11 protein-coding genes are annotated in these 10,198 nt (G+C 49.3%); 9 read left to right on the plus strand and 2 right to left on the minus strand.

Translation table 11 applies throughout. The features are described 5' to 3' along the window. Positions 1–164 precede the first annotated feature (164 nt). Positions 165–2,810: a phosphoenolpyruvate carboxylase gene (gene ppc, locus MIB40_RS12855; RefSeq protein WP_249694890.1), complete on the plus strand. Its 2,646-nt coding sequence runs from the start codon at positions 165–167 to the stop codon at positions 2,808–2,810. 46 nt (positions 2,811–2,856) lie between these two features. Here the strand turns inward: ppc and MIB40_RS12860 are convergent, their stop codons facing one another. After that, complete coding sequence (locus MIB40_RS12860) at positions 2,857–3,351, minus strand: GNAT family N-acetyltransferase (protein ID WP_249694892.1); 495 nt, start codon at positions 3,349–3,351, stop codon at positions 2,857–2,859. 485 nt (positions 3,352–3,836) lie between these two features. Between MIB40_RS12860 and MIB40_RS12865 the strand changes: the two genes are divergently transcribed. The 8 genes from MIB40_RS12865 to MIB40_RS12900 all read left to right on the plus strand — a co-directional run bounded on the left by MIB40_RS12865 (position 3,837) and on the right by MIB40_RS12900 (position 9,609). Next, positions 3,837–4,331, plus strand: coding sequence for a hypothetical protein (locus MIB40_RS12865; protein ID WP_249694894.1), 495 nt, complete (start codon positions 3,837–3,839; stop codon positions 4,329–4,331). A gap of 5 nt (positions 4,332–4,336) precedes the next feature. Further along, positions 4,337–4,813, plus strand: a complete 477-nt coding sequence (locus MIB40_RS12870) for a hypothetical protein (RefSeq protein WP_249694896.1) — start codon at positions 4,337–4,339, stop codon at positions 4,811–4,813. A 436-nt stretch (positions 4,814–5,249) separates the two neighbouring features. Next, positions 5,250–5,927, plus strand: coding sequence for an SPFH domain-containing protein (locus MIB40_RS12875; protein ID WP_249694898.1), 678 nt, complete (start codon positions 5,250–5,252; stop codon positions 5,925–5,927). 99 nt (positions 5,928–6,026) lie between these two features. Continuing rightward, a complete protein-coding gene (locus tag MIB40_RS12880) occupies positions 6,027–6,464 on the plus strand; it encodes a DUF6678 family protein (protein WP_249694899.1) in 438 nt (145 codons plus the stop codon). A gap of 87 nt (positions 6,465–6,551) precedes the next feature. Then, positions 6,552–7,286 (plus strand): NYN domain-containing protein, encoded by a 735-nt coding sequence (locus tag MIB40_RS12885; protein ID WP_249694901.1) that lies wholly within the window; start codon positions 6,552–6,554, stop codon positions 7,284–7,286. Positions 7,287–7,450: 164 nt separating this feature from the next. Then, a complete protein-coding gene (locus MIB40_RS12890; protein ID WP_249694903.1) occupies positions 7,451–8,194 on the plus strand; it encodes a substrate-binding periplasmic protein in 744 nt (247 codons plus the stop codon). Between the two features lie 180 nt (positions 8,195–8,374). Next, positions 8,375–9,229 (plus strand): bifunctional methylenetetrahydrofolate dehydrogenase/methenyltetrahydrofolate cyclohydrolase FolD, encoded by an 855-nt coding sequence (gene folD / locus MIB40_RS12895; protein ID WP_249694905.1) that lies wholly within the window; start codon positions 8,375–8,377, stop codon positions 9,227–9,229. An 86-nt stretch (positions 9,230–9,315) separates the two neighbouring features. Then, a complete protein-coding gene (locus tag MIB40_RS12900; protein ID WP_249694907.1) occupies positions 9,316–9,609 on the plus strand; it encodes a DUF3144 domain-containing protein in 294 nt (97 codons plus the stop codon). Between the two features lie 33 nt (positions 9,610–9,642). Here the strand turns inward: MIB40_RS12900 and MIB40_RS12905 are convergent, their stop codons facing one another. Then, positions 9,643–10,065 (minus strand): DUF3010 family protein, encoded by a 423-nt coding sequence (locus MIB40_RS12905; protein WP_249694909.1) that lies wholly within the window; start codon positions 10,063–10,065, stop codon positions 9,643–9,645. Between the last annotated feature and the right edge of the window lie 133 nt (positions 10,066–10,198).

Here is a 10,198-nt window from a genome sequence, read left to right on the forward strand (position 1 = left end):
TGAGAAGCGTTTCAGAACCATGATGCCAGAAAGTTGATCAATAGGAAGCGGTTGTCGGAATCAACCAGAGAAACTGACAAGAAATGAAGACAAAAGTGGTCTGTTCAAGCGCCATGTGTCGTCACATAATAGAAGGCTAACCTGGGGCAACAAGGAATCTGACGATGGCTGAGAAGGACAAGCACGGGGCGTTGCGGGATGACGTCCGTCTGTTGGGAGAGGTGTTGGGTGACACCATTCGTGATCAGGCCGGACAGGCGCTGTTCGATAAGGTAGAACAGATTCGTTCCCTGGCCAAAGCGGCGCGCAACACAGATAACAGCCAGGCGCTGCTGGAAGTGATGTCCGAACTGAGTGAGGAGGAGCTGGTACCGGTTGCACGGGCCTTTAGCCATTTTCTCAACTACGCCAACATTGCCGAGCAGCATCATCGAGTGCGTCGCCGTCGTGCCCATCAGCGCCGCGATGATGAGCCGCCCCAGCAAGGTTCACTGGCCGAGCTGATTCCTCGTTTATTGCAGCAGGGCATCGCGCCCGACAAAGTCCGGGATACCCTGGCCGAGCTGCAGGTGGAACTGGTTCTGACCGCTCATCCCACCGAAGTGACCCGTCGCACCCTGCTGCGCAAATACGAAGATATTGGGGAAATTCTGGATAAACTGGATCACCCGGACCTGACCTTGCGCGAACGCGAAGCCCAGCTCAATCGTCTGCGCCGCCGCATTGTCGCCGCCTGGCATTCGGATGAAATTCGCCACCGTCGGCCGACACCGGTGGATGAAGCCAAGTGGGGCTTTGCGGCGATTGAAGCCACCTTGTGGGAAGCCCTCCCCGAAACCCTGCGGGAGATCGACCGGGTCTTGCGTCAGCATACACAGTTGCGCCTGCCGCTGGCGTCGGCACCCCTGCGCATCGCCTCCTGGATGGGGGGCGACCGTGATGGTAATCCCAATGTGACGGCCAGAGTGACCGAAGAGGTGCTGCTGCTGGCGCGCTGGAAAGCGGCCGACCTGCTGTTGCGTGATATCAAGGAGCTGCGCGCCGATCTGTCGATGATCGACGGTAATCAGGCGCTGCGAGATCGGGTGGGTGATCACCCCGAGCCTTACCGGCAATTATTGCGTGAGGTTCGCGACCGGTTGCAAAATACCCGCGACTGGGCCGAAGCCAAACTGGAGGGCAAGACATTGTCAGCGCCCATCTATCTGCACGATGATGAGCTGCTGGAACCTCTCAACCTGATCTATGACTCGTTGATCGAGTGCGACATGGAAGCGATCGCCGAGGGCAGTCTGGTCAATATTATTCGCCGCGTGCATTGTTTCGGCCTGGCCCTGTTGCGCCTTGATGTGCGACAGGAATCGACTCGCCATGCCGAGGCGATCAGCGAGATCACCGAATACCTGGGGCTGGGATCCTACCTGGAATGGGACGAGCAACAAAAGCAGTCGTTCTTGCTGGACGAGCTGCAGAACCGACGGCCACTGATTCCCGCTGACCTGCCCGCCAGCGACGAGGTCCAGGAAGTGCTCGATACCTTCCGCACTCTGGCGCAACAGCCGGCATCGGCGCTGGGCGCTTATATCATCTCCATGGCGACCTCGCCATCGGATGTGCTCGCCGTGCGGTTATTGCAGCAATGCTGTGGCTGCAAGCAACCCCAGCGTATCGTGCCCCTGTTCGAAACCCTGTCGGATCTCGAGGGCGCCGCAGACAGCATGCAGCAGCTGTTGTCGATCGACTGGTATCGGCGGGATATCAACAACCGCCATGAGGTGATGATCGGCTACTCCGACTCCGCCAAGGACGCCGGCTTTTTTGCCGCCTCCTGGGCCCAGTACCGAGTGCAGGAACAGCTCAGTGCTGTGTGCCAGCAGCAGGGTGTGCATTTAACCCTGTTCCATGGTCGCGGTGGTTCGGTGAGTCGCGGCGGCGGCCCGGCTCATGCTGCCGTTTTATCCCAGCCTTCGGGCACCGTTAATGGTGCCGTGCGGGTGACCGAGCAGGGCGAGATGATTCAGTTCAAGTTTGGTGTCATGGGCTTGGCCCTGCGCAATCTGGAGCTGTATACCTCAGCGACTCTGGAAGCCACTTTGGCACCGCCACCACCGCCCCGGGACAGTTGGCGCCAGATGATGCAGACATTGGCCGAGCGTACTGTGGTGGAGTACCGCCGAGTGGTGCGTGATGACCCCCGTTTCGTGCCCTATTTCCGCACCGCAACCCCCGAGTTGGAACTGCGACGTCTGGCCCTGGGCAGTCGCCCGGCCAAGCGCCATGTGGGTGGTGGGGTGGAAAGTCTCAGGGCGATTCCCTGGGTCTTCGCCTGGACCCAGATGCGTTTGATGCTACCCGCCTGGTTAGGCACGGGGCGAGCCCTGGCTGAACAGTTGGAGCAGGGGCAGTTGGCATTGCTCAAGGAGATGGATCAGCAGTGGAACTTCTTCCGCATGCTGCTCGATATGCAGGAGATGGTATTGGCCAAGGCCGACAGTCGAGTCGCCGATCATTACGAACGCCATCTACTGGACGATGATGAACTCAGCGCCCTGGGCGTCGAGCTGCGCCAGGGTTTAACTGAGGCGGTCGATGCTCTGCAAACCATCAGCGGCGAGGAACTGCTGGTCAGGATTCCCGTGCTGCGTCGTTCCATCGATGTGCGTAACCCCTACGTCGATCCGCTGCATATTTTGCAGGTGGAACTGATGCGCCGGTTGCGGGAACTGGGCGATGGTGGCGATCCAACTCTGGAGCAGGGATTGATGATCTCGATCGCCGGCATTGCCGCGGGTTTGCGCAACACCGGCTAAAGCGAGCGTCGAGGGTCACAACAGGTAGAGAGTAAACCGAGAGGCTTTATTCCGTCTCTTCCCGGTAAATTGTCATACCACGAGCCTGATAATTTGCCAGCGCCGCCGGATGGTCGAGGGAGCAGGTATGCACCCAAACCCGCTCGGCGCCCATGGCCCAGGCGTTGCTGAGGGCATGGCTCAGCAGGTAGCCGCCTACTCCCAATCCGATCGCCTGTTCGGCCAGGCCAAAGTAGGCAATCTCCACTTCGGCGCCTGGCTGTTTTTGCAGTTCGTAATAGCCGGCAATAGCACCCTTGCGATACGCCACCCAGGTGCGCACTTCACTCTCGCAAACCCACTGCTGCCATTGTTCCAGATCCCACACCAGGCGGTCGGTCCATTCCCAGCGTTCGCCAACAAGTTGGTACAGGAAACGGTTGAATTCGGGTTGGGGGATTTCGACTTCAGTCACCGAAAAATCGGCATCGGGGTTGTTCTTGGCTCGTAATTGATCGGCCTGGGTCATTTCCAGATAGGTGGTGGTAACGGGGGGCGACATGGAGGTTTAACTCTGGGATTGATAAAGATGATGAGTCACATGATAAGCGGCGTGATGGAAAAATAACATCCTGATTTAGCACAGGGTTCCCCCTTCCAGAACGACAAGCAGGTGGGTGATGATTCGAAAAAGGCCGAAGGTGCGAGACATGGACGATCGAGAGCTGCCTTTGCTTCGTTTCTTTATCGCGTATAAAGAAATGAAGTCGTCTGCGGGGCGAAACCCGCAAGGTTTAGTTTGGAAGGTAAGATCAGATGCCGGTTGGGAGGGGGCGAGGGTGTTAGGTTCAACTTGGGGCTGTAAGGCCAATGCTTAGTGTATAAAAATATATTTTAGAACAGTCGTGCAAGTTTGTTGCATCCGGGGTGGGTTGTTGCGAGGATAAGCTAACGTAAACATATTACCTTGTAAGGTAGGGAAGCTTGCAAGGTGGGGTGACCTTGCAGGGTCGTGCTAATAAATTGTTATGCAAAATAAGGAAGTTTATGCCTCTCCCATCTGATTTATATGAAGTCTTTGGTCTTGATGAGGGTATGAGGCCGGGAGTTTGTTTTGAGAACCTGGAGGCTGAAGAAGTAGTTCGGATCTATAAACATATTAAAGATCATATCGGGCCTACCTCATCTGAAACTAAGGCATGGAGTAATACTTTAGAAACTGATGTTGAAATAGCCTCTTTAGATAATCCGGCACGTCAGGTGGTAAGTGGTGAGCTTGATTCTTTTCGCCATTATTTGCCTGATTACCAATTTGGCGATATAGCTGTGAGCTCAGTATCAGTTTATGTTTTTCCTAGATCATTAGAGCTATTTTATGATGTTAGGGATATAGGTTCTAAAACTGAAGTTGAGAACATATTGGCATTGATTAAAACAATTAACACCATGTGTCCAAGTTGCACTCCATTCTTTGCAGAGGAAGATGGCACACCAAGGGAAGAGCCATATCAAAAATTACTTAGGTGCTATCTAAATGCATAACATCAATGATCGCCAGCAAAGCTGGCTGGACGCGCAAAAAGCCGCGCGCCCATTATGTTGGCGTTACATGGCAAAGGAATAAGATGGTTTATCCTGATTCAATAGACAAGGATTTAGTTGGAACATATCCCGCAGCTACCAAATCTGGCGGCGGCTACTTTTATGATCTGGTTTTAGAGTATCGTATTTGGTGTAGACCTTGGGAAGGTGCTCCAGATGAGTTTGACGGTGAAATTTATTACTACGCATTCCATAGTTTTAAAGAAGCAATGGAATTCTCTAATTCGACCAAAGGTTCTGAAGATCCACTTGTCTTAGTTAAACAGCTGGAGTGGATAAATGAGCCCGAGTCAGGAGCGTATATTCATGAAGTTGGAGAGCGCATAACGGAATGGCGAGTTGAGTGGTTGGATGACGGTCCCAGAACTGAAAGCTCAATTCCTGATTTTTTGGCATCCAATGGCCATGTAACAAGGCAATGAACTTCACGCGTAATCATCGCTTCGCGGCACGCGTTTAAGCCAGTTATTTTAGCGTTACATTTACAGGAAAGCTAATGCTCTTTGAAGACGCAGAGTTATTGGAAATAGTTCGATCTCTAAATGAAGAAAAGAACCTTCCTAGTATGGCTTTTCGCAGAAATGTGCGAATTTATGAGTTAGTGATCTACGTGAATAATATTATTGGCCGTTGTATCTCTAATAATGAAAAATCAATTCTCATATTCATTGAGAGAATACGGGTGTTTAGTAATGATCACTCAGAATTGGTAGCTGAAACAGAGTACTTTGCTTTAGTGAGTAATCTTCTCGATCGGTTGGAGGCTAAACATGGCTTCTAAATGTAACAATCACAGGCAGTGGGCGAGAAAAAGATCGAATCAATGCTGTAAGCGTTAACTGTCACTAAGGAGTCTGTGTGGAATCTGCAATAATAGTTCTTTTGGATAAAATTCCTAGCTGGGTGATTTGGCTTATTCCCGTTGTTTGGTTAGCTCCTAAATTCTTTGGATTAAGAGTTATCCGGAAAACTCATGGAGGTGTGAAGTTTACAACTCCGATTAAATTTAAAATGCTTTTCAATTTTAAAGAGTGGTCCTTATTGCCTCCCTTCATGCCTTCAGAAGCTGCGACGGTCACCCCAATTAGTCCAGGTATATGCTTATATAATAAGTTGCTTTCAGATATCGAAATATATCCAACAGCAAGACAGACCACCAATTTACAATATCAAGCACTTGTAACGAATGATAAAAATTCAATAGCAGTAAGTACGATAATTGCCTATGAAGTTACAGATTTAGTCCGTGCTTTTGGTGAGACTTGGGATGTTGAGGATCTAATAAAAGATATTTCATTGGCTCGAGTTCGGTTGCTATTAACTGCTATGTCCTTCAAAGATATAATTAAAGATCAAACTAGTATTGATGAATCTCTGACAGAAGCTATAAAAGCAGATCTTGAAGAATATGGTATTCAAGTAATTAATGCGTATTTCACTGATTTAGCACCTTCATCAAACACGCTATTTATGGGAGGGAATGGATCAAGCTTGCTCCCAACCCCCATCAATGAAGAGCATCGCAATGCTAGCTAACACAGTTAACAAAGCCAGCCAGTTCGCCAGTAAGATGGCTGGACTCGTTTCACTTGCCATTGCTGGCAGGCGTTATACGAGGGTGGAGACCCCCAATATATGAGTTTTGATCAGAATCATAATGATGAAATTAGACGCAGATTTAAAACAAAAGCTAAATCTATGTCATCTCATATGAGCAATACCAAGTGGCGTAAATTATTTAAAACGGTAGCCCCTGTTCTACGTGCTACTGCTCCATGGGGTTCGGATGTCCAAACTAAATGTCGCTATAAACTTCTTGGCGAAGATCTAGAAAGGTCAGGTAAGTGGCCGGAAGAGAAAGATCTTTTAGAAATATATATTAGTGATGGTGTGTGGGGTTGTCCTGTAGAGTATCAGCACATTGAATGGGTAATGATACTTTTAACTTATGAAATAAACCCAAACGCAAAAGCAGTTCATAATATTAAAGAGGTAGCGGAGGTGTTAAAGGGTGTGGCTGAATTCCCAATAGAAGAGACAGGTAATTCTCTAAAAATATTGGGCTACAAATAAAGATTTGTAACAATGCGTATAAGTGTCCACAAAAGTGGTACAAGATCATGACCGCTGATGCGGTCGTTATAGATTTAGGAGAGTTTAGTGCCAGAAAGAAAAAGAATTGCTCTACTGATTGATTGTGACAATGTAAGTCATAATTCTATTGAAGGTGTATTAGAAGAACTGGCTAAGTTTGGAATGGTAAATGTACGCCACGCTCATGGAGACTGGAATAATCCATCTCTATCTGGCTGGATTGAAAGGCTTCATCCATATGCAATAAGGCCCATGCAGCAATTTGCTTATACAAAAGGGAAAAATGCAACTGATTCTGCAATGATTATTGATGCAATGGATCTTCTTTATAGTAAAAGTGTTGATGCTTTTGCTTTAATGACCAGCGATAGTGATTTTACTCCTCTTGTAGTTAGGATTCTTGAAAGTGGCCTCCCAGTCTATGGCTTTGGTGAAAAGAAAACACCCAAACCGTTTGTTGATGCCTGCTCTCCGTTTATCTACACGGAAAACCTTATTAGCAAAGAAGATAGCGATGAAAAGCAACCTTCCCCTAAAAGGCAGATAAACGAAGAAAGAAATAAGCTGAGGGGAGATACATCACTCGTACGACTTTTGAGAACTGCTGTTGAGCAAACATCTGAAGATGATAACTGGGCTCACATGAGCAAGATTGGTCATTATATATCCAATAACAGCTCATTTTCTGCTGTCAACTATGGTTATAAAAAACTTGGTGATCTGATACGAGCAACTGAATTATTTGACATCGAGATGAGGCATGATGGGACTGCCATGTATATTAAGGATTTAAGGAAATAAATTTCTAACAAATCAATCAACTACGCGTCTACGGCGCAGGGCAGCTAAAACTCCACTTCGCTCCATTTTTTCTGCCGGTTATTGAGGAGTTATAATGAATGCCGGTTATCAAGGTTGCCGTTATATAAGCTATTCATATTTTCGTTATAGCAAAGGAATGGGTTATGAGGGTGTTGGGTTTTCTTCTGTTGTTTCTCCTTGGTTCAAGCCTTGGCTATGGGGATGACATTACGATAGCCACCGAGCATTTTCCTCCCTTTCAAATTGTCGAAAACGGCAAAATACAAGGCGGCTTGTCGGTTGAAATTGTCAATAAGCTGCTGGAAGAAACAGGGTTGCAAGCTCCAATAGTGGCTTACCCCTGGGCAAGAGCCTACAAAATGGGCTTGACCGACAGGAATGTGATGATCTTCTCTATGGTGCGAAGCGAGGAGCGTGAAAACCATTTTAAATGGGTAGGCCCAATTACCGGCTCTAAAGATTATTATTTTTGGAGTCTGAAGACATCCAGCGGAGTCAGCATTAACTCTCTTGAAGACGCCAAACAATTCTTGATTGGTGTTCCGAGGGAGAATTACCAGCATCAATTTCTTGAGAACAATGGCTTTACCCATCTGACCATAACGAATGATTTTGATGCTACTTTGAGAATGCTCTATGCCGGTCGTATAGAGGCTATTCTAGGCTCCGAGATTTCTATCACGTATAGGGTCGATAAGATGGGATTTGATGCCTCGTTGCTGAAGAAACAATACGGGATAGATCAACGTTGGGGTGAGTTATCCATTGCCTTTAGTAAAAACACGCCCGACGAATTGGTTGAACGGTTTCAGCAAGCGTTAAAGAAGATCAAAGACAATGGAGAGTATGAACAGATTTTGCGAAAGTGGGTGTTGCAGGAGCATTAGGTGATGTGACAAACGGCTTGGTTGCCCGGTTTTATTCGTGAGGTCTAGTGGTAGAATGCTATATCCTCGATAATCAGCACCCGCGGGGGCTTTCAAGTCAGGCGTTTTGTTGAAAGGCTGTAAAGCGTCCAGTGGGTATTGTTTCTGATTGCTATCTACTTCTTCCACAAAGGTAAAGCTATGTCCTCCCTGATACTCGACGGAAAATCACTGGCGCAAAAAACCGAACAGGAGCTGGCCGAAAGGGTATCCGCATTGCGAACGGCCGCCAATGGCGCGGCACCCATTCTGGCGACCATTCTGGTGGGGGATGATCCAGCTTCGGCAACCTACGTCAAAATGAAGGGCAACGCCTGCGAGCGTATCGGCATGGAGTCGTTACGGGTAGAGCTTCCCGCCAGCACGAGCACAGAGCAGCTTAGGCAAACCATCATCGATCTCAATAATAACGCCGACGTGCATGGTATTCTGCTGCAGCATCCGGTGCCGGAACAGATTGATGAAAGACTGTGCTTTGATGCGATTGATTTAAAGAAGGATGTCGACGGGGTGACCTGTCTCGGCTTTGGTCGCATGTCGATGCAGGAAGCGGCTTACGGTTCGGCCACGCCCCAGGGCATTATGCGGTTGCTGCAGGCCTATGACCTGAATATCGAAGGCCTGCATGCGGTGGTTGTGGGTCGAAGTGCCATTCTGGGTAAGCCGATGGCTATGATGTTATTGAATGCCAATGCCACCGTGACCATCTGCCACTCCAGAACCCGGGGGCTTGAGCAACATATAAAATCGGCCGATATTGTGGTGGGGGCGGTGGGCATTCCAGAGTTTATTAAAGCGGATTGGATTAAAGACCAGGCGATTGTGATCGATGCCGGTTATCACCCGGGTGGCGTGGGCGATATCGAGCTGGCCCCGCTGATCCAGCGGGTAAAGGCCTATACGCCGGTTCCCGGTGGTGTCGGCCCGATGACCATCAATACGCTGATCTATCAATGCGTTGAGGCCGGAGAAAAAAGCCTGTTGGTTGATGGTTAAATCCTTTACCGTTTAGGTAAGCCTGAATCATTCAGAGCTGCTTTAGCAGCAATTAACAACCCATCGAACACTGCCAAGGACCTTTCATGCCGGACGAAAGCGAAAAACAAAAAATCTACGCAATGGCTGACCAGTTTATCGATGTAGCCAATAAGCTGGCCGCTGAGCCGGGGCAGGATCTGGCGCTGGTCGGCGCCGCCATTCGTTACGCGGCGGCGCGCTTTAATGCCCATGAGGCCGCATTACAGACCGAGGATCTGGCCGCCGAACAGATGGAGGTGTTGTCCTGGTTTACCGATCAGTACCAGAAGATGCTGATCGATAATATCGACCAGCATATCGAGATGCAGAAACAGCGTAAGGCCGGCAGTCAGCATTAAGCCCTGATGGAGACCGATCTAGCCAGCGCGGAATTAGCGACTCAGGCTGGCAAAGGCGGTAACGAAGGCAACTTCCTGAAAGGCTTTGAGGCCGGTGTCTTCGAAGGCGATAGCGATGGGGTTTTTACTCAGGCATTCCTTGATGGCCGAAGGGGTGAGAATCTCGACCTCTATGTCGCTCATAAGCTGCAGCGCGGCTTCCATTTTAAAGCCCAGCGCACCACCGGCAAATTTACCCTTGGGCGCACGCTGGCGAATGACGACCTTGTCGACCTTGTAGTCGGCCATCAACTTGGCGAAGGCAAACTGAAACTCCTGCAGCTGTTCTCGGCTGTTAATGTCCAGCAGATTCAGGCGCCGTACCCGGCAATCGGGCAGGTCAAACAAACCATCTGATTTGGACAACAGGCAAATATTGGCTTCGCTGGCCTTTAACTCAACACCGCAGACTCTCATAACACCACCTTTCAGTTTCAACGCGGCGCATTATAGCCTAAGGCACCTCTGATTAATTCAGATAGAGCTATGCGATCCTAAAAATGGCTTTTATCAAGGCGAAGCCTGCCGTTCATGTCGAGACCTGGACAAG

The sequence above is a fragment of the Aestuariirhabdus haliotis genome (genome assembly GCF_023509475.1).
Taxonomy (GTDB): Bacteria; Pseudomonadota; Gammaproteobacteria; order Pseudomonadales; family Aestuariirhabdaceae; genus Aestuariirhabdus; species Aestuariirhabdus haliotis.

Bases quoted from the DNA above. Each gene is read 5' to 3' on its own strand.
- MIB40_RS12905 (WP_249694909.1), bottom strand. From the start codon at position 10,065: ATGAGAGTCTGCGGTGTTGAGTTAAAGGCCAGCGAAGCCAATATTTGC.
- ppc (WP_249694890.1), top strand. From the start codon at position 165: ATGGCTGAGAAGGACAAGCACGGGGCGTTGCGGGATGACGTCCGTCTG.
- folD (WP_249694905.1), top strand. From the start codon at position 8,375: ATGTCCTCCCTGATACTCGACGGAAAATCACTGGCGCAAAAAACCGAA.
- MIB40_RS12900 (WP_249694907.1), top strand. From the start codon at position 9,316: ATGCCGGACGAAAGCGAAAAACAAAAAATCTACGCAATGGCTGACCAG.
- MIB40_RS12880 (WP_249694899.1), top strand. From the start codon at position 6,027: ATGAGTTTTGATCAGAATCATAATGATGAAATTAGACGCAGATTTAAA.
- MIB40_RS12890 (WP_249694903.1), top strand. From the start codon at position 7,451: ATGAGGGTGTTGGGTTTTCTTCTGTTGTTTCTCCTTGGTTCAAGCCTT.
- MIB40_RS12860 (WP_249694892.1), bottom strand. From the start codon at position 3,351: ATGTCGCCCCCCGTTACCACCACCTATCTGGAAATGACCCAGGCCGAT.
- MIB40_RS12870 (WP_249694896.1), top strand. From the start codon at position 4,337: ATGATCGCCAGCAAAGCTGGCTGGACGCGCAAAAAGCCGCGCGCCCAT.
- MIB40_RS12865 (WP_249694894.1), top strand. From the start codon at position 3,837: ATGCCTCTCCCATCTGATTTATATGAAGTCTTTGGTCTTGATGAGGGT.